General features: G+C 52.2%; 18 protein-coding genes and 1 pseudogene. 6 read left to right on the top strand and 13 right to left on the bottom strand.

Annotated elements, in window-relative coordinates:
- Positions 1–75 precede the first annotated feature (75 nt).
- From KIH86_RS27380 to KIH86_RS27340, 9 genes are all read right to left on the bottom strand, one after another.
- Entirely contained in the window at positions 76–1,920 is a 1,845-nt protein-coding gene (locus tag KIH86_RS27380) for an alpha/beta hydrolase (RefSeq protein ID WP_223082606.1), read from the bottom strand.
- Positions 1,921–1,948: 28 nt separating this feature from the next.
- Positions 1,949–2,977 (bottom strand): FecCD family ABC transporter permease, encoded by a 1,029-nt coding sequence (locus tag KIH86_RS27375; RefSeq protein WP_235775633.1) that lies wholly within the window; start codon positions 2,975–2,977, stop codon positions 1,949–1,951.
- Positions 2,970–3,986 carry a FecCD family ABC transporter permease gene (locus KIH86_RS27370; protein WP_223082608.1) on the bottom strand — a complete coding sequence of 339 codons (1,017 nt, stop codon included), beginning with the start codon at positions 3,984–3,986 and terminating at the stop codon, positions 2,970–2,972. The genes KIH86_RS27375 and KIH86_RS27370 overlap by 8 nt, the downstream gene beginning before the upstream one ends.
- 6 nt (positions 3,987–3,992) lie before the next feature.
- Positions 3,993–5,015 carry an ABC transporter substrate-binding protein gene (locus KIH86_RS27365; protein ID WP_223082611.1) on the bottom strand — a complete coding sequence of 341 codons (1,023 nt, stop codon included), beginning with the start codon at positions 5,013–5,015 and terminating at the stop codon, positions 3,993–3,995.
- Positions 5,016–5,055: 40 nt separating this feature from the next.
- Positions 5,056–6,732, bottom strand: a complete 1,677-nt coding sequence (locus tag KIH86_RS27360) for a helix-turn-helix domain-containing protein (RefSeq protein WP_223110767.1) — start codon at positions 6,730–6,732, stop codon at positions 5,056–5,058.
- Positions 6,733–6,903: 171 nt separating this feature from the next.
- The gene (locus KIH86_RS27355; protein ID WP_223082615.1) at positions 6,904–7,437 is read right to left on the bottom strand and encodes a YfiT family bacillithiol transferase; all 534 of its coding nucleotides are present in this window, start codon (positions 7,435–7,437) and stop codon (positions 6,904–6,906) included.
- Positions 7,438–7,529: 92 nt separating this feature from the next.
- On the bottom strand, positions 7,530–8,846 hold the full coding sequence (locus KIH86_RS27350; RefSeq protein ID WP_223082617.1) for a HAMP domain-containing sensor histidine kinase: 1,317 nt from the start codon (positions 8,844–8,846) through the stop codon (positions 7,530–7,532).
- A gap of 1 nt (position 8,847) precedes the next feature.
- Positions 8,848–9,555: a response regulator transcription factor gene (locus KIH86_RS27345; protein WP_223082620.1), complete on the bottom strand. Its 708-nt coding sequence runs from the start codon at positions 9,553–9,555 to the stop codon at positions 8,848–8,850.
- A 146-nt stretch (positions 9,556–9,701) separates the two neighbouring features.
- A complete protein-coding gene (locus KIH86_RS27340) occupies positions 9,702–10,124 on the bottom strand; it encodes a hypothetical protein (RefSeq protein ID WP_223082622.1) in 423 nt (140 codons plus the stop codon).
- Positions 10,125–10,429: 305 nt separating this feature from the next.
- Here KIH86_RS27340 and KIH86_RS27335 point away from each other — a divergent pair, with 305 nt between their 5' ends.
- On the top strand, positions 10,430–12,010 hold the full coding sequence (locus tag KIH86_RS27335; RefSeq protein WP_223082626.1) for an ABC transporter substrate-binding protein: 1,581 nt from the start codon (positions 10,430–10,432) through the stop codon (positions 12,008–12,010).
- A gap of 354 nt (positions 12,011–12,364) precedes the next feature.
- Positions 12,365–12,724 carry a hypothetical protein gene (locus tag KIH86_RS27330; protein WP_223082629.1) on the top strand — a complete coding sequence of 120 codons (360 nt, stop codon included), beginning with the start codon at positions 12,365–12,367 and terminating at the stop codon, positions 12,722–12,724.
- A gap of 167 nt (positions 12,725–12,891) precedes the next feature.
- On the opposite strand, the gene KIH86_RS27325 is transcribed toward KIH86_RS27330, so the two are convergent.
- Complete coding sequence (locus KIH86_RS27325) at positions 12,892–14,097, bottom strand: MFS transporter (protein WP_223082631.1); 1,206 nt, start codon at positions 14,095–14,097, stop codon at positions 12,892–12,894.
- A gap of 154 nt (positions 14,098–14,251) precedes the next feature.
- Between KIH86_RS27325 and KIH86_RS27320 the strand changes: the two genes are divergently transcribed.
- Positions 14,252–15,133 (top strand): LysR family transcriptional regulator, encoded by an 882-nt coding sequence (locus KIH86_RS27320; protein ID WP_223082633.1) that lies wholly within the window; start codon positions 14,252–14,254, stop codon positions 15,131–15,133.
- Between the two features lie 120 nt (positions 15,134–15,253).
- Here KIH86_RS27320 and KIH86_RS27315 read toward each other — a convergent pair whose 3' ends face one another.
- Complete coding sequence (locus KIH86_RS27315; protein WP_223082635.1) at positions 15,254–16,462, bottom strand: macrolide family glycosyltransferase; 1,209 nt, start codon at positions 16,460–16,462, stop codon at positions 15,254–15,256.
- A 340-nt stretch (positions 16,463–16,802) separates the two neighbouring features.
- Entirely contained in the window at positions 16,803–17,492 is a 690-nt protein-coding gene (locus KIH86_RS27310; RefSeq protein ID WP_223082638.1) for a metal-dependent hydrolase, read from the bottom strand.
- Positions 17,493–17,609: 117 nt separating this feature from the next.
- Between KIH86_RS27310 and KIH86_RS27305 the strand changes: the two are divergent.
- Positions 17,610–18,372: pseudogene (locus KIH86_RS27305) on the top strand (pentapeptide repeat-containing protein).
- Between the two features lie 83 nt (positions 18,373–18,455).
- Complete coding sequence (locus tag KIH86_RS27300; protein ID WP_235775632.1) at positions 18,456–19,109, top strand: hypothetical protein; 654 nt, start codon at positions 18,456–18,458, stop codon at positions 19,107–19,109.
- Positions 19,110–19,177: 68 nt separating this feature from the next.
- Here the strand turns inward: KIH86_RS27300 and KIH86_RS27295 are convergent, their stop codons facing one another.
- Entirely contained in the window at positions 19,178–21,454 is a 2,277-nt protein-coding gene (locus KIH86_RS27295; protein ID WP_223082642.1) for a preprotein translocase subunit SecA, read from the bottom strand.
- 296 nt (positions 21,455–21,750) lie between these two features.
- Here KIH86_RS27295 and KIH86_RS27290 point away from each other — a divergent pair, with 296 nt between their 5' ends.
- A complete protein-coding gene (locus KIH86_RS27290; protein ID WP_223082645.1) occupies positions 21,751–22,929 on the top strand; it encodes an alpha/beta hydrolase in 1,179 nt (392 codons plus the stop codon).
- Positions 22,930–23,077: the final 148 nt, after the last annotated feature.

Genomic DNA, 23,077 nt, shown 5'->3' with positions numbered 1-23,077 from the left:
GAACATAGGGGTTGAGGGACTTTGGGTAGCTTTCGAAGCATGCGCTGTTATTAGCCGCTGCCCGGTTTCGTGGATTCAGGATTTGGTCTGAGACTCGTCCGAGATGAACCGAAGCATCCGGCTGATCAGCGGGTGGAGCACCGACACATGCCCTTCGTCTTCGAAAAGGTGATAGGACACCCGGCCCAGTCTCCTATACTCCAGCGTTTTTAATTCTTCATACATCCGCTGCGCATCCTGCAGCATTATGCCTTTCTCCTGCGAGCCGATGGCAATAAGAACTGACGGGGCCGAATATTCCGGGCGGTTTCCGGTGCGCTTCCGGGCTTGCCTCTGGGCTTCTCCGACAGCTTCCGAAATAACTCCTCCAGCTGCTTCTCCGGCCGCTTCGCATCCGGCACTGCGGATCTCCGCAAGATTATTCATATTATTCCCACTAGAGGAGTCTTCGCATTTCCAATCCGCCAGCAGGTTATACAGCACATGATCTTTCCACCAGATTGATGGACTTCCCGCGATATAGGTTTGAAACAAATGAGGTCTCGTCATCAAAGTATACAGACAGAAGAAGCCTCCCAGCGAGTGACCGAACAGGGAGCGTCTACCGCTGCCTGCCGGAAATCTCCGGGCGATCAACGGCATTAACTCACTCTCGATAAAGTCCTGAAATGAATCGGCTTCCCCATTGGCAGGCCAGGGTGTGCCATCCGGCCTTAATCCTTCGGGATCAGCGGGTATCGTTAAATCCAGAAAACGTCTGTTGGTCACGAACGGTTCATCCGAAGGATAGCCAATGCCGACGATCACTGCGGGCCGCAGCCCCAGGGGATGCCTGGTCTGAAGCGTCATGGCTTCGGCCAGCGATCCGAAATAGGCATTCATGTCAACCGTGTACAGAACGGGATAGCCATCCCCGGAAGGCGGCATGGAAGGCGTGTAGACGGAAATGCGGTAGCTGCGGCCTGTTATTCCGGAGCTGTAATCAAAGACCTCGGTTCCCGGAACGGAATACCGGAGATGATGTTGATTACGCGGATGACGTGGAGCAGAATCGGCGTCCCGGAAGCGGCGACAGTCCCCGTCTCCCGCTTGGAAAGGTTCTGCCGGACGATGCGGAACTGGACCAGCCTCCCGGCAGCAGCCTTCTCCGCCTACCGTCTGGAACGGTTCTGCCGGAAGAACGGCGTCCGGATACAGCTCGCGGAGCGCTTCCGGAAACTGCCGGGCCATGAACACCAAGTCATGTGTCGCATCTTCTTCCACATGAAGCTTCAGCCTCTCGGAATGTAGTCCCTGGCGGCGCCATTGTTGAACCGTATCCACAATGCTGCTTAACGCATGCTTCTGAATGCCATCCTTGTACACGCCTTCCAGACTGCCGGCCGAGATATATAACCGGGTGTCCCGCGAGGGGAGCGGTGTCTGCTCGGCAAAGGTCCGGAAACCTTCGAACCAGAAGGAAGGAGAGAGCAAGCCGAATCTCCGGAAGGCATCGGGTCGCAGGTATGCGGCCAGCGCAGTGACGAGTCCGCCAAGCGATCCGCCGATCATACCCGTGTGTTCAGGCTCGGGGGCGGTTCGGTAATGGGCGTCCACATATGGCTTGATCCGGTCGGCAATCTCATCGATGTATGCCGGACCATGACCGCCAAAGGAGGGACGGCCTTCCTTCAGCGCTTCGGCGGGCCAGGGCGAGTAGTCATCGGTCCGGCAGGCTGTTCCGATGCCGACCATAATCAGCTCATCCAGTCCGCCTTCCCTGAACTGCCGCTGTACGTAATTGCAGCAGCTCAGCATAAGCTGCCCGCCATCGTGAATGTACACGGCAGGATAACGCCTTTCGGAGTGAGGATAGGAGGGCGGCAGCCAGACCGTAAGCCTTCTGCCGCCGATTTCGATGGAATGGGTAAGTTCCGCCAACACATGAATCGTCCTTTCTTGAGCTGAGTTATGTCCGCCGGCGTCTTGATGCCAGCAGCCAGACAAAGTAGGGAGCGCCAATGACAGACAGCACGATGCCGACCGGTAGCTGGGCCGGGGAGAAGATGGTTCTTCCGATAAAATCCCCGGCCAGAACGAGCGCCGCGCCCAGCAAGCCGCTGACCGGAAGCGATCTGCGATGCGATAGCCCGGTCAGCCGGACCGCCATATGCGGTGCGATTAAGCCTACAAAGCCGATGCTTCCGGCGACCGCGACCCCGGATGAGACGAGGCCGACGCTTGCCAGCAGGAGCAGACTGCGCTCCCGGCGAACCGGTATGCCCAGGCTGATGACGCTGCCTTCGCCCATCCGGAACAGGTCTAACGTGCGCGTCTTGGACAGTAGCAGCGGTGTCAGCAGCACCATCCATGGAAGCACGGAAGCCACGAACAGCCAGTTGGCCGAATTCAGATTGCCGGACAGCCAGGCTGCGGCTTGTTCGAAATCATTCGGGTTCATTTTGAGCGAGGCGTACAAAGTCACGGCGGAGAACCCCGAGGAAACGGCGATTCCGACGAGCAACAGCTTCTGTGGATTAATCCCATCCCGGTCACGGGACAGAAGGAAGATCAATGCGGAGGCCAGCAGTCCCCCGGTCATGCCAAACAGCGGCATCAGCATCACTTGGGCCGTTCCCGAGGGAGGAAGCAAGTCCTTCAACAGAAGCATGAAAATAACGACGAACATGCCGGCTCCTGCGTTGATGCCGAGAATGCCGGGATCAGCCAGCCCGTTGCGGGTAAGACTCTGAACGGCCGAACCGGCCAGTCCGAGCCCGAAGCCAAGAAGAGCGCCAAGCGCAATCCGCGGGAGCCGGAATTGAAAGATTACCAGATCATTCTCCCGGTTCTCCGAGAGCCGCAGCAGCGATGTCAGCACCTCACGCAGGGATAAGCCCATTTCGCCCATGGTAAGGCCCAACAGGATAAACAGTATAATGAAAAGACTGCACCCGGCGATAACCACTGAATAGCGCGGGGATGAAGGGCTACCCACGACGGCCACCCCCTTTGCGGCGGATCAAGTAGAGAAAGAACGGGACGCCGAACATTGCGGTTACAACACCGACAGGCGTTTCAAAAGGCTGATTGATCAGTCTTGAAATCAAATCGCAGACTGCCAGGAACAATCCGCCAAGCACACCGGATAACGGGATGGCTATACGATAATCCGTCCCTCCGAGCTTCTTCGCAATGTGGGGGATGATGAGGCCGATAAAAGCGATTTTGCCCGCGATCGCTACCGAAATCCCGGTCAGCAGCGCAACGGATATCATTGCGATACCTTTGACAAGCCGCACCCGCTGACCGAGACCCGTTGAGATTTCCTCGCCTAGCGATAACGCCGATACGGATCTGGCAAGCAGGAGAACAAGAACCAGTCCAGCGAGCACGAACGGCAGGCAGAGCAGCAGAAGCTCGGGATCAATCTGGTTGAGACGCGCATTGTACCAGAAGCTGATGCGCTGCGGAATATGATAGTACATCGCGGCGGCGTCCGATACGCCGTTCAGGAACATGCCGATAAGCGTCCCCAATATGGCCAGGGTAACCGGCGATTCGGCCCCCGGTATTAGTCGGGCAATGCCGAAGACCAGCAGTGCTCCAAGCAGGGAGCCGATCATGGAGACCAGAACGAGACTGCCGCCGGAAATTTGAGGGAAATAAATCATGCAGAAGGTTACAGCAAAGACCGAGCCGTCCGATACACCCAACAGGGAGGGGGAGGCGAGGTCATTGCGGGTAATGCCCTGCATGACGGCTCCCGAGACGGCGAGGCAGGCCCCGACCAGCAGAGCACCGCATGCCCGGGGCAGCCGGGAATGAATAATGATCTGATGGTTGATATTGTCCGGATTAAAGGCAAACACCGCCTGCCAGACCTCGGCGGCGCTGATATCCGCTGCGCCGTATACAATGGAGAGGACAACCGTCAATACAGCAGCAGCCGGCGCTATCGCGAAGATAGCGGCCGGCAGCCTGTTGGAGCGAATGCCAAGTTCCATGGCGAATCAGGATTCCACAGCAGTCAGGAAGGCTTTCAGGAACTGGATCTTGCTGTAGGCCGTTCCTCCCTGCGCCAGAGGATCGACAACATTCACAAAGACCTTGCCGTTCTTGGCGGCCGATACGCTTTGGAAGATCGGGTTCTTCTGCAGCTCGTCAAGCGCTCCGGTTGCCTTGGCGTTCTCGTCCTCGGAGAACTGGATAAACACAACATCGGGATTGATCTGGGCGAACTGTTCAATCGAGAGCTGCTCCTGCTTCTTGGCGGCGGCGATGGCATCCGGAAGCGTAAGGCCGAGATCGGTGTACAACGAAGGATTGAAATACAGGTCTTTGCCGTAAATGAAAATGGAGCCTTCGCGGATACGAACCAGCAATACCTTTTTATCTTTCAATCCGGTGACCGCCGACTCTTTGGCAGCAGCAAGATCTGTTTTGTATTGGTCGATCAGCTTCGCAGCCTGCTCCTGTTTGCCTGTGAGTTCACCGAGCAGGGTCAAGTTAGCATCCCAATTCGTAGAGACATGGGAGTATGGGATGGTCGGAGCGATCTGTTCAAGCTTCTCCAGGACCGCCGGATCGAATTTGGTCGATCCCAGAATGACATCGGGCTTCAGGGACAGGATCTTCTCGAAGTTCGGCTCCGTCTTCTCACCGATTGATTCAGCCTTGTCCGTGATGGAGGAGAACATCTCGGGGAATTTGCCTGAGACAGCGATGGCTCCCACCGGATGAATATCGAGGAGGATGGAATCTTCCATGGCTTCCAATGCGCCTGTGATGACGATACGTTCGGCGGAAGCGGGAACCGTATATTCTTTATCCAAATACTTGATCGTCTTCGTCTCCGCTGTCGCAGCTTCGCTCGGCGCTGCGGTTGGTGAAGCGGTAGCGGCTGCCGTTTGGAGCGTCGGAGCGGGGCTTCCTCCGCCTGAAGCCGAGTTCCCTACATTGGAGTTGGAGTTGCCGCAGGCTGCCAAGACAGCGACCACCGCGGCCAGGAATAATCCGGTAAATACTTTTCTCATAACCTTGATTGACCTCCCTATAATCTAGTGAGAATTGTTCTCAATTAATAGGATAGGACTGGTTCCGATCTTTCTCCATAGATAAATCGCGGATTCGGCATGGATTATTTTCCGCGAAGTCCGCCTCCAGCTGCTCGCGGATGCGTTCAAGCCCGATCGGCGAATACTCTCTCCAAGGACTGGATGACAGCAGGTGAACGCGGCCCTCCTTCACGGCGGAGAGCGAGTGCCAGCGCGCCGAACGGGTAAGCTTCCGCCAATACTCCAGCGTTATGGAATCCTGCCGGATCAGCAGGCAGATCTGATCCACATCTTCTGCATCGAAGGCCTGAAGATTTACGGGCATGTCCGGATGGGCATCCGGCGGAGCGCTCTCCGGTCTTGCGATTCCGAGCTCGCGATATACGAAATCGAGGATGCCCGGCGTGCCGAGCCCATAGAGTCCGCAACCGGCCATGCGGACGAACAGAATGGACGGCGCTTTACCGGAGCTTGTAAGCTTCCGGCGGACGATTGCAGTCTCCCGGTCGAACCGGGTCATCCAGGCTTCAGCTTCCTTCTCCATTCCCATCCGCATGGCAAGCTGATGAAGGCCAGTCCTCCATGAGCCGGGCGATTCGGACGGAAGCGTAAAGACAGAGGCAATGGCGGACATGCGTTCGAATTCCTCACGGCTGATACCGGGCGGACAGACAATCAGCTCGGGCTTGCTCTCGGCAAGCTGAGACAATCTGAGCTCGCGGTTATGCTCCGCCAGGCCATACTCCTGATGATAGGGGATGTCGGCGCCGTAGCGGGTCAAATAATACCCGGTCCATTTGGGATGCATCGGAGCGGTGTGCGGCAGCAGGTCGAGCGGCAGCAAGTAACCGAGCGTGTCGGCCAATCCGTACGCCGCGATAATACGCTTACGTCGGCTTATATAATGTGAAGGGGAGAACCCGTATTCCTTTTTGAACACCCGGCTGAAATAGAATTCGTCCTCGTAGCCGACTTCGTGCGCAATATCCTTAAGCCTCCGTCCGGAGGAGAGCATCAGCTTCTTTGCTTTTTCCAAGCGGACCCGGGTGATGTACTCAAGCGGACTCTTGCCGTAAGATTGCTTGAATAACTCGGTAAAATGGCGGGGGCTGAGTCCGGCCGCCTCGGCCAGCTTCTCGGTCGACAGCGGTTCTTCGGGATGCTCCTCAAGCTGCCTTCTGGCTTGTTCAAGTCCGTCCGGTCCGTTCTTATACGGCGAGGCGGCGACTTCCAGCAGCAGCTCCAGTGCGTCGGCCTGCGCGCGCAGTGCAAGGAAGAGATCGGGTGAGCGAAAATGGGCGCAAATCGCACGGCAGCGGCCAGAGGCTGCTCCAGGCGGCAGGACGGCTGTCTCGGCCAATCGCTGATATAGGGAGGTAGAGTCTGCTGCTGTCAATCCGCGCTCATCCCCGTTCGGCGCATACAGTGACAACTGGATGACCGCCACGAGGGGAGAGTCCCCTTTTGCCGTCAATTCATATGTACAGCCAGGCGAACAGACATAAACGGACTCTTCGGCCATCAGTGTAGTTTTTGTCTCCCTGGTCAGCAGACAGCGGCCTTCAAGGAGAACGATGAGTGTAAGATGAAAAGACATAAGCTGGGTCATATGGGTGGACGCTTTAACCCGCAGAAGCTCGGCGCTGTGCAGATGGAGCGTCCATCTTCCCGCATCCGGCGGGAGAAGGGGAGACATCGGGGGCATAATCAGCATCCTCTCTATGAAAATGAAAATCGCGAATGATAATCATTATCATTATATCGAGAAAACTGATGCAGTGCGGATCAATTTATTTCAATTTTTCAAAAAATAAAGTCCGGCCGGATTTTGCCGATGACACGTCATCCGGGCGGACTCTATCATCTGTTACTTGTCGTTCCAGCCCATCCGTACATTCAGGGATTGAATCTGGGCGAGATGATGGCGGTTATGCCAGGAATAACGCTGCATGGCGATATCCAGCGTCATTTCTCCGTGGGCAGGGCTTGTAACTGTCCGGGCAAAATCGGCTGGAGCCAGGGAGCGGAGCAGGATCACAAACCGTTCATGCAGCGCTTCGATCAGCAGCAGCGAAGTGTCGATCCTGGTGTCGCGGTAGTCGGCAAGCTCCGCCCATACATCCTGTCTGTAAGAACCGGCGACCGGGGATTCCTCGGTCAGACCTCGTTTGAACCGGATGTATGCGTTCATATCATTGTCAGACATATGATGGACAACTTGCTTGACTGTCCAGCCGCCGGGCCGGTAGGGGACCAGCAGCCGCTCGTCCGTTAAGCTAGCCAGCGAAGCCCGCAGGTCGCCGGGAAGAGCGGCGATATCCGCTATACATGCGGCTCGGGTGTCCGGGGTCGGGCAATCCTCAGGCTTGAAAGGACCAAGGGGGAATGACCATGAATCCAACTACAATCACCTCTTTAAATAGTCTCCGCTATTTCTTTCTACCCCCGGAGGGCAAGTTCCTTCAGGCATCTTGGTTTTAAATGGCAACAATTCTAGTTGTTCCGGCAAATGAAACTGAACCTTGCTCCGCCAAGCGGCGACTCCGAATAGGACAGTTCAGCCCCGAGCCGGATCGCGATCTGCCTGCTGATGGCAAGGCCCAGACCGGTGACGCCGTTGGCTCCCGTGACAAAGCGTCCGAACACCTCGTTCCGCTTATCCTCGGCAATGCCCGGTCCGTCGTCGTCTACATGAAAAGCCCAGTATTCACCCTCCTGCTCCATGGTAACCCGAATGATGCTATTTGTATGCCGAACGGCATTCTGAAGCAAATTGAGCAGGACGCGGAATAACTGTTCGCCGGCTGTCCTGACTTGAAAGCCGCTTCCAGCCAGTTCGATGGAGACCGAACTTTCGGCTGCCGCCGGGCGCATTAGATCAAGTGCTTCCCGGACCATTTCCCCAATTTCCAGCTCTTCTAAGGGCCAGCTCTCTTCCATGGACTCCAGACGCGACAGGGTCAGCAGTTTGTCCACCATGTCAACAAGCCTCCGGGATTGCGAGGTGATGATCTTGAGTCCCTCATCCTGTGTCACAACACCATCCCTGATTGCAAATACATATCCGTTAATGGACATAAGCGGCGTCTTCAGCTCATGGGAGACATTCTGCAGGAACTCACGCTGATGCCGGGAATGATGCGCGATCCGGTCGGCCATCAAATGAAAGTTGCGGCTTAGTTCGCCGATTTCGCTTCGGTCCTCTTCCGGAAAAGGTCCCTGGAGGGGGTGATGCGGCTCATAACGGCTGACGGTTTCTTTCAGCCGGTTCAGCGGTTTGACAATCCGGGAGATGGTAAGCAGCGCAATGCATAAAATGATGGCAAAACTCGCTATGATGGATATCAGCGTCACTTTTAGAATGGAACCGGACAGTGCCCTGATAGATGAAAGAGGGGAATAAATCAGGATCGAGTAGGGAAGGCCTTTCAGCCGGGCCTGGGAATACAGCACGCGCGTACCGTGGAGCGTCACAACCCCTTCGCCATTATGAGACCTTCCCATAAACACGGTTCCCTCCTCGTCAGAATCGCTTGCGGCGATCACCCGCCGCTGATCGTCCAATACCATATAATCCGCATCGAGCATGACGCCGCGCACGACGAATTTGAAGTTTGTCCGGTCCAAATCGCTTAAATCCCCGTTGTCCAGCGTTCTGAGGGCCTTGGGCACCTGGCCGTGAAGCTGGCTTTTGGCCTGATTGACGATCAGTCCGTCTATGAGATGAATGAACAGAACAAGGGTAATGCCGATGGAGATCAGCATTGCGGCGGACATGGAGAGCAGGAGCTTGCTGCGTATCGTTTTCATGCTATGCCTGTCTAACCGAAGCCTTGTAGCCGAAACCCCAAACCGTGTCAATCAGCAGGGACGCGCTATAATCGGACAGCTTGCGGCGTATACGTTTGACCAGATCGTCGACAACCCGGACATCACCCATGAAATCATAGTTCCATACTTGCCGGATCAATTGCTCCCGCTCGAACGGACGCTCCAGATGCGCGACGAGAAAGAGCAGCAGTTCAAACTCCCGGGAGGTAAGCGCCACTTCTGCTTTTTCGATCACCACTCTCCGGAATTCAACTTCGATCCTGACATTGCCCGCTGTCCATACTTTGCCCGGAGCTTCGGTATCGACAGTGTTCTTGGCTGCGCCAGCCATGGTAAGCCTCAGCATCGATTTCACTCTGCCCACCAGTTCCCGCGGATTGAAAGGCTTGCTCAGAAAGTCGCTGCAGCCGAGCTCCAGACCATGTATCCGGTCGTCTTCCTCTCCACGGGCCGAGATCATGATAATCGGCATTTCCGTGAAGGATCTCAGTTCGGTCAGCAGATGGAGTCCGTCAATCCCCGGCATCATAATATCTAGGATCAGACAATCCGGAGTGGCTTGACGAATATGCTGGACCAGACCTTGCCCGTTTGAAAAGGAAGCAACCTCGTAGCCCTCCTTGCGCAAGTACTCCGATAACAACTGTAAAATAAATGGGTCGTCGTCCACGACTACGATCTTGCTCATTCGGCTTCTCTCCTCAGACAATCTGCGAACGGCCATATGCGAACGCCTCCGGCCTCTCACACTTCTAAACCTACTATAAGAGAAGAAGAGACGGGAGTCCATTGGATCTCCCGTCAAGTTTACAGATTCGATTAGGAAAGGCTTTATTATTTTTTGGTCACAGCAGCCGTCTTTTTGGCAGGGGCTTTAATGACGGCCTTTCCTTTGGTTGAAGTCTTTACAGCTGCCTTAACGGTTGGCTTGGTTGTTTTCTTGATTGCGGGGGCCGCAGTTTTTTTAACTGAAGCCTTAGTTGCCTTTTTAACCGCCGCCTTTTTGACCTGAACTTTTTTCACGGCAGCTTTCTTAACCGTAACCTTCTTGACAGCCACTTTCTTAACCGAAGCCTTGGCTTCTTTTTTAACAACCGGCGCTGCGACAGTTGTCTTGACTGTCGTCTTGAGCGGGGCTACCGCTTTGACTACCGGAGCGGCCGATTTGACCGGCGCTGCGGCAAATGCGCTCGTTCCTGCTCCCAATACGCTGATGGCGGTCAGAAGTGCTGCCGCTTGTTTGGTCCATTTGTTCATTTCAATATCACCTCTCGGTTGGATTTGTACTTAGATTAACAACCAAATCCGGCAATTCTGTGGGACAAGTATGTGAAGAGTATATGTTTTCATGATCGATCTCCTGGTACTAAATCATGGCCAGTGTGGCTCGGTCCGAGGTAAGGAGGTATGTTTTCAGTTGAGAGACCCCAACCGCGGGCAAACATTGTGAAAAGTCGTTGCAAAAGTATGCATAATCGTTGTCCGCCTCTATCCCGCAGAGAGAGTGATTTTCTTTATACTATGCATGTAAGCGATTACATTCAGGTGATGGGGGAGTTCAAATGAATAAAAGAGGGTTGACACTGCTGTCCGGTGTTCTGATGCTGTCGATGCTCAGTGCATGCGGTGGAAACGGCAACAACAATGCCGGGGGGGAACCGCAGAGTTCGGCAGCTGCGACGCAGACGGCAGCAAGCGGTACGCAGGCAGCTGGAGATTCCGGCAAGGCAGATACCTCACAGCCGGTCACGCTGAAGATGATCTTCGTGGGGCCGAAGCCAGTCGATTACGATTCGGTATTTGGAGAGATCAACAAGAAGCTGAAAGAGAAGATCAATGCGACCGTGGAAGGCGAGTTCCTGGATTGGTCGGACTGGGCGCAGAAGTATCCGCTTAAACTCGCGGCCAATGAAGATTTTGACCTGATCTACGCCGCGAACTGGGCAGGCTACAACGATCAGGCGCTCAAAGGCGGCTTCCTGGAGCTGACCGATGACATGCTGCAGAAGTATGCGCCGTTGACCTGGAAGGCAATGCCACAGGTGAGCTGGGATCAGGCGAAGGTGGATGGCAAGCTCTACATGGTGCCGCAGAACCGGGGAGAAACGGTTGAGAAGCTGATTTTGTACCGGGAGGATCTTCGGAAGAAATATAACCTGCCGGAGATTACCAGTCCGGAAGCATATGCGAACTATCTCAAGACGATCGCTGAGAAAGAGAAGGGTGTCATGCCGTTCACACCTGAGACTGGCGACTGGAAGTTCCACAATCTGGACCGTGTGCTGCTGAAGCAGCAGAACGAATGGAATATGCTCGACTTTGATCTGCCCGTAGCCTTTAAGCTGGACGACGCTACAGGCAAAGTGTTCAACGTATACGAAACGCCGGAATTCAAGGACCTGGTCTATTACTATAAGGATCTTGCCGACAATAACGCCTGGTCGAAGAGCTCGCTGAACAGCAAGCTGGATCACCAGCAGGAGTTCCGGGAGGGCAAGACGGCGTCGATCACGCATAATCTCGGTACGCTTGGCTCGCTCATGACCGATATGCGGGAGAAGAATTCGCCATATGAATTGGCGCTGGCCGACGTTACACCAGACAAGAAGAAGTCGGTAGCCGTTGCCACCCAGAACGGGATCGCCATCCATGCGACCTCCAAAAATCCTGAGCGGGCGCTGATGATGATCGACCTGCTCCAGAACGACAAGGAATTGCATGACCTGATTATGAACGGCATCTCCGGTACGCATTACAATCCGGTCGGGGACGACAAGTACACGAACGCGGCGAAGAACGCCAACTTCACCGGATTCTCCAACTGGGGCTTCAACTCGCCGCTGAATCGTGATAACGCTTCCTTCCCAGATGAGGCCAACGCTCTGACAGACAAATGGGAGGGTGAGGTGTACCATTATCCGCTGGAAACCTTTGTGTTCGATAACAGCAAGGTGAAGACAGAGGTTGCGAATGTCGGCAACGTGATGCTCCGCTATGGCATTCCGCTGGAGTACGGAATGATGAAGGATGTTGACAAGGGATTGGCAGAACTGCAGAAGCAGGTGAAGGCTGCCGGGATTGATAAAATCATCGCCGAGGTTCAACGCCAGATCGATGAATTCCTGGCTAAATCGGCTAAATAAAATAGCAATTAACACACAGGCTGCCGGGAAACGGGCAGCCTTGGAGTGTTGCTTGAACAGCCAAGCCTTTACTGCTGACAGCTCATGGATTGGGTAATTAAGACGATCTTGACAGTTCTACAAGGGTCGAAAGAACTAGTGAAGTTATTGTGAAAATGTTGAAAAAATTGTCGAATGGTGGTAGGCTGTTTACGGAACAGCCTGTAACCTTCTGGAACTGAACCCAATTTATTGAGGCAGTTATAAACATGCTTGGTTTCGCACACGTGTGTTATTGTTAGGTGTTCGATAGAGTGACATAACAGAGGTCAGGAAATTGTTCACTACTTTTTTATACATAAAGGGGAAAAAACCATGTCTTATACGATCAACTACAATCCGGCGAAGAACAGAATCATTGTAACTGTGCAGAAAATCGACGAAAGCAATGCGGATCAGTACATCAAAGATTTTACAGAAGTGCTCAAACAAACAAAACCAGGTTTCACCGGCTGTACGGACGTGACGGAGTCCTCAGTGCTTTCGCAAGAGGTGTCACAGAAGCTGGCTCCGACCATGGAGCTTGCACTTAACAAAGGTTTAACGACTACGAAGAAATGGGCTTATGTTACGAATAATCCTGTTTATAAGATGCAATGGCGGCGCATGTTTAAAGACAGTGTTGAATACTGCGAAACTCTCGCGGAAGCGGACGCATATCTCGACCGTCCTTAATTAGTAGAAGCTCACTATAAAAGACGTCAGTCTTCCCGCTCGATCGGGATACTGACGTCTTTTTGCTAAATAAAACCGGATTTCACAGAATCCTTGAGTAGTTTAAGGACGGTTACTCCGTTCCTCGGTCAAGAAAAGACGAATCCATTGAAGTTGATCTTCAGTTCCTACTTGGCCTGGGCATGCCGCAGAGGAGCGGTACTGCCGACAATTGAAGTGAACAGCGCGGCTGCGGCAAGGAGCAGAACGGCAAGGCCGATCATGCCATTCCAGCCGTAGCTACGGAGGAACAGCCCGCCGGACCAGCCGATCAGGCTGGACCCTCCGTAATAGAACAGAAGATAGAGGGAGGACGCCTTCGCTTTATGCTCGGAGGCTGCAATCAGTCCGACCCATCCGCTTGCAACGGAATGCCCCGCGAAAAAGCCGAATGCGACGAGAGCGACACCCAGTATTTTGACAGCAAGATTAGGTACGAGCGTAAGAAGGGCTCCCATTGCAAAAATCGTAATCGCCACGGCAATGACATGCGAGCGGGGATGTCGGTCTGCCAGCTTGCCGAACCACATGGAGCTCCATGTCCCCACCAGATTGACGACGAACAGGAAGCCGAATAGCGTCTGGCTTAGATTGTAAGGGCTGCTTGTGAGCGGGTAACCGATATAATCCAGAATCATAATATATACGCCCATAAACAGGAACCCGGTAAGAAAAAGAAGAAACAACCGCTTCTGATGCAGGTTCGCGAGCATTCCTGTACCCCAGCGATTCCAGGAAAGCTTGGATGGTGTAAAGTGCCGGGATTCCGGAAGATAGGTCCAGAACAAAAAGCTGAACAGCAAGCTTACCGCTCCCAGGATCATCATCGCAATCTGCCAGCGAAACAGGTCCGTCAATGCTCCGATTACGATCCGCCCGACAAATCCGCCAATTGAAGTCCCCGCAATATAGCTGCCCATGACGGCGCCGATATCCGCTGGACGAAATTCTTCATTTATGTAAGCCATTGCTATAGAGGGAAAGCCCGAAATACAGATTCCTTCCATAAAACGCACGGCCAGGAACACCGGGAAGGAATGGACGAACGCAGAAATAATGGTGAGGATCGAAGTCAAAATTAACGATATGCTCATCAATTTTTTTCTATCCCATGCGCCGGACAAGGCCGAAATCAGAATCAGTCCGATTGCCAGACCAATGGTGGCCAAGGAGATGGAGGAGCCGGCTTCCGCCGGTGTAATGTGATACTCGGTTGAAAAAAGACGGATCAGCGGCTGCGGGCTGTACAACACGGCAAATACAACAATACTGCCCATCAGCATGCTTGCCGAAGTTCTGCGATGCGCAGAACTCCCGATTTCGATAGTGCTCATACTGGTTCTCTCCCATTCATCATCTTTATCTGTTTAGTTCTTTTCAAAAGTGCCATAGCAAGTATAAAATAGAAAAAAGCAAGATGTAAAATGCATTAATTACATCATTTTCATATACTCTATGTAATGGGTTTTCGAGGAGGGAGAACGCAGGTTGGAGTGGCAGCAGCTTGAGTATTTTGAGTCAACCGCACGCTTACAGCATATGACGCATGCTGCGGAGGCGTTGAATATTTCGCAGCCGGCCTTAAGCCGTTCCATCGCCAGACTTGAGACGGAACTGGGGGTTCCGCTGTTTGAGAGAGAAGGGCGTTCAATCCGGCTTAACCGGTATGGCCGTATTTTTCTGCAGCATGCGCAGGTCATACTGGAGGAGTACCGGAACGCGAGGCGTGAGATTGACGATCTGCTGAACCCCGGACAGGGAGAAATCTCGCTCGGGTTTCTGCATACGCTCGGCATTCATCATATCCCGGAGATGATCGGCAGCTTTCGCAGAGTATATCCCCACACACGCTTTCAGCTTCATCAGAGCGCCACACATCATCTGCTGGAGATGTTGAATAGCGGCGACATTGACTTATGCCTGGCTTCACCGCAGGACACCAGCCTGCGCTTTAGCTGGGCGCATCTGTGGTCGGAGGAATTATTCCTTGCAGTTCCCGCCGGTCACCGGCTTGGAAACCGTTCACGGGTGTCTTTGAAAGAAATCGGAGCTGAACCGATGATCTCGTTCAAAACGGGCTACGGACTGCGCATCATTACCGATCATCTGCTGGAAGAAGCCGGCATATCGCCGCCTACCGTGTTCGAGGGAGAGGATGTCCACACGCTCGCCGGACTGGTCGCATCGGGGCTTGGGGTAGCGGTGCTGCCTCAATATATCGGGCTGGATCAAGAGGAGATAAGCTGGCTATCCATCGAAGATCAATCATGCCGAAGGGAAATCGGAATCGCCTGGATGGAGGGACGTTTTCTTCCGCCTGCGGCGGAGAGGTTCAAGCAATATGTGCTGAGTAAATATTCGAGTAAATGACAAGCGGATTATAGTTATGATTTGACCTTGATGCATGATCTGAGCCGCAGGGCGGAAGCTTTGAAGCAAGCTGCCATCCCCGCGGTTTTTTGTATATAAAGGCGATTACCTACATGATGATCATTTCTGATACTGTTTTTCTACAAGTTTGAAAATGGCATCCGCCGCCTTGGGATAACCGCCGGCCGCTTTGAACGAATCGCTGATTTTCTTAAGATTGTCCGCATAGCTGGGGTCACTTGTCACCTTATCGACAGCGTCTTTTAACAACTCGGGGGTCACTGTATCTTTGTCGAGCGCGATAGCGGCTCCAAGCTCTGCGGCTCTGCCCGCCATGTAAGGCTGATCCGCGCTGATCGGAATGGCGACAAATGGCACCTGGGCATACAGTAGGTCGCTTGTACTGTTCATTCCGGCATGTGTGATGGCGACATTGGTGTATTGCAAAATTTCGGACTGCGGTATGAAGCTGCGGACGATAAAATTATCCGGAATCGCAAGGCTGGACAGATCGACTTTGTAAGCCGACAGGACCACTACGGCGTCGGTGTCTCCGAAGCTTTTGAAAAATATCTCGTACAGCTTCAAGTCGGTGTTAAATACAGTTCCGAGTGAAATGTAAATCACCTTTCTGCCTTTCAGACGTTCAAAAGGAAATTCCAGATTTTCTTTGCGGTCATAGATCGGCGGTCCGATAAAAATAAAACTGTCATCGTAATACTCCGCGTGAGACACAAAGTATTCGGAGGTATAGGCAATATTCAAATCGCCCTTCATAAAGAACAGATCCATGATATCCTCAGGCAGCTCGGCATTGTATTGGCGTTTGATATTTTCGCGCGCTTGTTTGAACGTTGCCTGGACGGGATGATTGAGGATATCGTCGGGGTTGATGGAATCCTCTTTCTCCATTAGCTCTTTAAGAGTGGCGAACACGGCGAATGAAGCGATGGATGGCAGCTTTAGAACTTGGGCGATTATATTGCCAAGCGGATACATGGAGCTGTATACGACGTAGTCGAAGGTCCGCCCCTTGATCTGATCCAGCACATCGGAGATCATGCTGTCGCTTTGTTTCAGAATACTGTCGATCCGGTCGAACAGCATGTTGGCCTGATTGCCTTCGGGTCGTGGACTATTGCCTTTCGCGGAATCGGGCAAATTGGTGAAGCTGATAAATTCCGCTCCGGACCGCTCGATCTTTTCCCTGAATTCTTCAGCACAAAAGTAGGTTACTCGTTCCCCCCTTTTGGTCAATTCATGAACCAGTCCCAGCGTCGGATTGACATGACCGTGAGCAGGCACACTCAAAAAAAGTACATTTGACATCTCTTTCATCCTCTCTTGAGAGATTTTGATGCATCAAAATAACTTTTAATGGAATCAATGGAATTTATTATACGTCCGAATACGAGTTTGTACAATGAGAAAAAGGAGGGTTTACAGCTCATTTTAAAAAGAATAGCCGGTTACATATCTTCGGGCAAAGATCGATGCCGTATTCACAGCTTGTTCAGGGTAAGAGGAAGGAGGAATGGACTTGCGGAATCGGGGCGTTGCCCGAAAGTGGTGACCGGCCATCCCCCAAAAAAAGCCGACAGCCGCTCTTTGTAGAGGGACCGTCGGCCTTTCCTGTCTGTCTAGAGGCAAGTGCGCGTTCTGCTTCTTCTCAGAATGAAAGACTCTCTCCGGGCTTAAGCACCTTGCCCTGTAAGCCGCTCGCTTCCAATTGCGCAACAAATTGATTGGCATCCTGCCTGATCGGAGGGAAGGTGTCGTAATGAATCGGCACAACGAGCTTGGCGTTATACCATGCGGCTGCTTGTAAGGCGTCCTCAGGTCCCATCGTGAAATGATCCCCGATCGGAATGAATGCGACATCGATCGAATGCCGTTCCCCGATCATCTTCATGTCGCCGAACAGGCCGGTATCTCCGGCATGCAGCACGGTCAGCCCCTCCGCAGTGATAATATACCCGGCCGGCATGCCACCGTATAGAATGCTCTGTTGTTCTTCGACGATGATGCCGGAGCTATGAAACGCATGGACCATTTTGGCGGTCGCAAATCCCAGGTCATACGTGCCGCCGATATTCATGCCCACTGCTTTAATGCCATTCCAGGACAGATAAGTGGCTAATTCGGGGTTCGCGATGACAGGCGCATCGTTAGCCTTGGAAATAGGCCCGGCATCCAGAATATGATCGGCATGCGCATGAGTCAGCAGGATCGCATCCGTCTTGATTTCCTCGGGTTTGACAGTTGCAAGCTGGTTTCCGCTCAGGAATGGATCGACGATCAGTGATTGTCCATTGGTGATAAGCTGGATGGTGGAATGGCCGTGATAAATCAGTTGCATTACGAAACTGCCTCCTTCGTGTTGGGAATAGCTGGTCCTGTGGGACCTATCGTTATTATTATAGTGTTGCCGTTACGATTCCGCAAAGCGATATGAAATTATAAGGAGGGTTGGGCGATGACTGAGAGATTGAGGGGCTATTTAAACGGCGTGTTCGCACCGTATGATGGGGTAAAGAGCGTCACCAAATTAAAGTCAGACCTGCTCTCCGACTTGCAGGAGCGGTTCCGTGAACTCAAAGCCGAAGGCAAGGACGATGATACGGCCTTCGAGATGACCATTGACAGCATCGGCGACATTGAGCAAACGGTACAAGAGGTGGCTAACCTCTCCCACTCGCTGGAACGGCAGGTGGTGACCAATTTAAGCGCAAGCGACCTGACGAAGAGCGACTTTGGGGGCGTTATCGCGCATCAAGCCAAATTTGCAGCGAGTGCGTTACGAGGCTCCGACTTTGCGGGTGCTGACCTGACGGGCAGCTCATTTACGAGCAGCGATATGCGGGAAGCCATTTTTGACCATGCCAATCTGACTGACTGCAGCCTATCTACCAATGACCTCACGGATTCGAGCTTCCATAAGTCCATCCTTGTACGTACCAACATCAGCAAGTCGGGGCTGAACGGAGCGAAATTCATAGATGTTAAGCTATGTGATCTGCGAGGGCAGCGTTTTGACGTGCAGACCTTCATCAGCGTCAATTTTGACAAGTCGGCGCTGAACGAAGTTTCGTTTAAGGGCGCGATACTCCAAAATGTCTCGTTCATTTCCGGCTTTACTTTGTCCTATCAAAACCATCGACGGCGCTGTCATGGATAAGTTGACCTATGCTTCGCTTAAAGGCTTGGGTGCCAATTTGTCCAAGGTTATTGTTAGATAAATATATATCTAAGTATTTCTTAGAATTTCCGATAAATATAGAGAATCATCCCAAATCTTGCTGAAATGCATCAGGGGGTATTTATGAAGAAAAAAGTTGGATTACTATCAATGGTGTTGCTGTTAATCCTGTTGATGACTACAGCATGCGCAAGGAAAGAGAAAGAGCTTAGCTTGGGTGTGACTGAAAGTGGTTCATATACGAATGATTATTTCGGTGTATCCTTGCACTTTCCGACAGATTGGACCTATCAGGACGCTGACCAGATGAATGAGCTAGTGGATGAAGGTGCGGAGCATTTTAATTTTGGCGCAAAGGATAATGAAGACAAGGAAAAAATTATCAAAATGTTGCAGGCTAAGACGCTTAACCTGTTGGTCGTGTCAAAGTTTCCGTTAGACGCAGATGAAACCGGACCTTCGCTTATCGCTTATGCTGAGAAAGTAAGTATGTTTCAAAGTATTAAAAATGGAACGGACTATCTGGAGGCTCTGATCAGGTCGATGGGCAAGTCTGAGTATCAGTATGAATACGATGACATCTCAGCGAAAAATATCGGAGGAAAAGATATGGACCTCTTGAAAGCGACCGTTGATTATGGGAATGGATTTGTAACAACACAAGAATTTTACAGCACAATAATTGGTGAGTATGCACTCTGCTTCATTGTTTCGTACATAGATGATGAGTCAAAGGCTGAGACGGATCAGATTCTGGACTCCGTAACATTTCAATAAAAGAGGCTCCCGCTTAACGGGAACCTCCGATAGTCCAGGACATATCGATCTATTACCAATACGCTGCATCAATATTCTGACCACTTGAATATCGGCCTTGCAATCTTGCGAAGCCAATAAGCAAATACGGTCGTTCCGGTCCATGAACTGCGCTTATTCTGGAGGTATTGATCGCTGATAATATAAGTCCGGGTGGAAGAAGGACTCTTCAGACCGAAACTTTCCCACTTCGCCGGATCATTTGAGCCTCCGAGCCTTGCAAGCATATTCGCCGACTCATTATTTACTTTAGCCGGAATTTGGTCGTATGCATTGGTGATGTGCGCATGAAATTCGTCGATCGGATTGCGGCTGGCAAGACTCTCCAAGTGGATGCCTTCGCGAAGGTAAGAGACGTATGCCAAATGGTCAGCCCAGAACTCGTCGATGTAAAAAAGCCGTACCCGCTGCTCCGCAGGGCTCATCGGTTGCGCGCCTTTTAAAATTCCGAGCCGTTCCTCGTATAGAATTCGTCTCTGATCCTCCACCATATCCGAATAACCGTTCAGTTCCTGTGTGATCTCGAAGTTCTGGCCCATAATAACGCGCTGAATATGCTCGATTTTGCTGCGGAGCACCGGCTCTTCCAGGGCTTCATCCTGCCTGGGAGCGCGAACCGCTTTATGGATGCCGAAGCGAAGCAGCAGATCGTCCTCCAGGCTTACGTAAAATACGGAAGCTCCCGGATCGCCTTGGCGGCCGGAACGCCCGCGCAGCTGGTCGTCGATCCGCACGCTTTCGTTCACATGCGTGCCAATCACATACAACCCGCCCAGCTTGGCGACAGCTTCCGCTTGCGCGGGGTCGCCGCCGCCGAGCCGAATATCGACGCCGCGTCCCGCCATATTCGTAGAGACAGTCACGGCGCCGATTTCTCCAGCTTTGGCGATAATTTGTGCTTCTTCTGCGTCGTTTTTCGCATTCAGAACATGACAGGGTACGTCAGCAGCTGCCAGCGCCTCTGCCAGCATGTCGGACTCCTCGACGCTTGAAGTACCAATAAGAATGGGGCGTCCCGTTCTATGAACAGACGAGATTTCTTGTACAAGTGCCTTAAGCTTGGCCGCTTGATGGGTATAAATCCGGTGCGGATGATCGACCCGGATGTTAAGCCGGTTCGGCGGGATTCGCACGACCTGCAGAGAATAAATACTCTCGAATTCCATTGCAGAAGCATGCGCGGTAGCTGTCATCCCGCAAATTCCCGGATACAGGCTGATGAAATGTTGAAGGGTAATGGTTCCGAGAATTTTTCCGCCGCCCGAGGACTGCAGCCCTTCTTTGGCTACAAGCGCGGCTTGCAGCCCGTCCGGCAAATACCGGTTCTCCGCCACGCGGCCGGTATATTCTTCGATCAGCTCGATTTTGCCGTCACGGACGATGTAATCGATGTCTTTCTTTAATAACGATTCCGCATGCAGCGCGCAATTTAATGACGTCAGCAAGTGAGTGTTATGGCTATCGTACAAATTGCCGCATCCCAGCAGCGATTCCGCTTTTGCTGCGCCTGCTTCATTTAAGTACACGTTCCGCTGGAACTCGTCGAAGTCGTAATGCTCGTCTTGCTGTAGCTGCCTAGCCACGTCTGCGAAAAGAAAACCGTCGCTCTTGGAAGAGCCCGACTCACCGCTGATGACCAGCGGCACCCGCGCTTCGTCGAGAAGGAGTGAATCGGCTTCGTCGACGATGACGTAGTGGAAGGGGCGATGCACGGTATCGGCTTCGCTTAGTGCGATCGTGTCGCGCAAATAATCGAATCCTGATTCTTTAGCCGTAACATAGGTGATATCCTTGGCGTATGCTTCCCGCTTCTCGGATAGGCTCATACCCGCTTGAACCGTGCTCACCGTTAACCCGAGAAATCGGTAAACCGGGCCCATCCACTCCGCATCCCGCTTGGCCAAATAATCGTTAAAAGTGAGCACATGAACGCCTTCGCCGGTCAGCGCGTTCAGATAAGCAGGCATAACTGCAGAGAGTGTTTTTCCTTCACCGGTATGCTGTTCGATCAAATATCTCTCGTGCAGAGCGATGGCAGCCATGATCTGGACATCGTAAGGCTGTAATCCGAGTTTTCTCTTTGCGGCCTCGCAGACTAACGCATAAGCATCGACAAGCAGCTCATCCAAAGGCGTACCCGATTGTGCTTCCTGTCGCAGCCGGAGGGATTCCGCTTGAAGCTGCTCATCGTCCCAGGCTTCCAAATTCCGCTTCCTGATAAGCTTCGTTTTGTCCTGATAGACTTTCAGCATATTCTGGTTATCTCGGTCTTTGAATTTGCGCATCAGCTTGACGGCTATATTCATAGAAATTGTTCTCCCTTCGGTAGATGGGCATGATTGTAACTTATGTATTGATCAATGTAAATAATAGATCGCATGCTGGAAGCTATTCTGGTCATTCCAAAAAGATCGACAGAAGAAGGTGACAATACTACGTATGCCAAGATTATCGCATGGAATAGTTTTCCTCTGTTCATACTCCCGCTATAATAGTGTTATCAGTTACGGGACGAGAAGCAGGATCATAGATGCGGAGGCTATGAAGTAGAAGACCCTGTAATTTGATGCAAACGTTTGAATTATGAAGTGGAGGGAATCAGATGGTCAAAAACTGGATTTATAGGTTTAGTTGCTTGGGACTTGCCACATTATTAATGTTAGCGCTTACGGGTTGTTTTGAACAACAGGAGCCAACCGCTGTCCAGCCTTCGCCAACCCTGAAGGAAGATGCTGCTCCTGTTGAGAACGAAGGTACAGTAAGCATTGAGAAGCTTGGGGAACGGCGAATCTTTGTTTACCTGCCGCCTGGTTATGAAACCAGCGAAGACCGTTATCCGGTAGTGTATATGAATGACGGGCGGAATGTATTCAACACCGGCACCAGTTCTTTCAATAAAGAGTGGAAGGTTGACAAGACGGTGGACCAGCTTGTTAACGACGGCAAGATGGAGAAGGTTATTGTAATTGCAGTCGATGCAGCCGAAGACTCAGACCGGGGGAAGGAATATGTCCCTTTCCCTAATGATTCTATTCCTACGGATGGAACCGGGGCGGAGAAATTTACCCGCTTTTTTCTTGAAACCGTTATTCCTTTTGCGGATTCAACCTACAGAACGATCCCGGACAGGGACCACCGTATGATTATAGGATCGTCATTTGGCGGAGTGCAGGCGTTCTGGATGGGCTATCACCATCCCGAGACTTTTTCGATGATCGGTGCGATGTCCGCCTCCACATGGGTAGCTAACGGACAAGCGTATGAAGAGTGGGCGCAAGAAACCGGGAAGCCGGATGTGAAGATTTGGCTGGACATGGGCGCCAAGGAAGAGACGGCAATTGATCCACTGGTAGATTTACTTCTGTCGAAGGGATTTACATATGGACAGGATTTATTTTTTCAGATGGATCCTATTGGTGTGCATGACGAGAATTCCTGGTCCAGACGAGTACATAGTCCGCTTATCATGTTCGCCGGGAAGGCGCCCGGTCAAGCGGTCAAGCTGGAAGTTAGCGACTATTTGTCAATTTCATGGATGGGAGAATCGTCTCTCCGCCTCAATCCGGTAGTCACTATGGATAATGGAATGGATTATTCTGTATCCTCCGAAGCCTCATATAAGGTGCTGAATCCCGAGGCTGGACAGGTGGAGGCATCAGGGAAAGTGACCTTGTTGAAGAAGGAAAACTTGCGTGTGGAAGTGACATATCAAGGTTTGACCCAGTTATATGAGATAGATAATGATCGCTGGGCAAAAAAACTGAACGTGACACTCAATTGACCTGGGATAGCGCCTATAGGCGGATGCTGGTAATTTTGGCAAATCTGAATTGAGACCTTCGACTTTCAGAAGGAGCTGTCCCATAAGTAGATTTTCAAAGTCAGAGACAGTTCTTCTTCATTCTAGAAAACGCAAAAAGTTAGCAAAA

Origin of the sequence: Paenibacillus sinensis (genome assembly GCF_019904155.1) — a bacterium.
Lineage (GTDB): Bacteria > Bacillota > Bacilli > Paenibacillales > Paenibacillaceae > Paenibacillus_AQ > Paenibacillus_AQ sinensis.
Note: the sequence above shows the minus strand (reverse complement) of the source record. Positions and strands in the feature narration are given on the sequence as shown.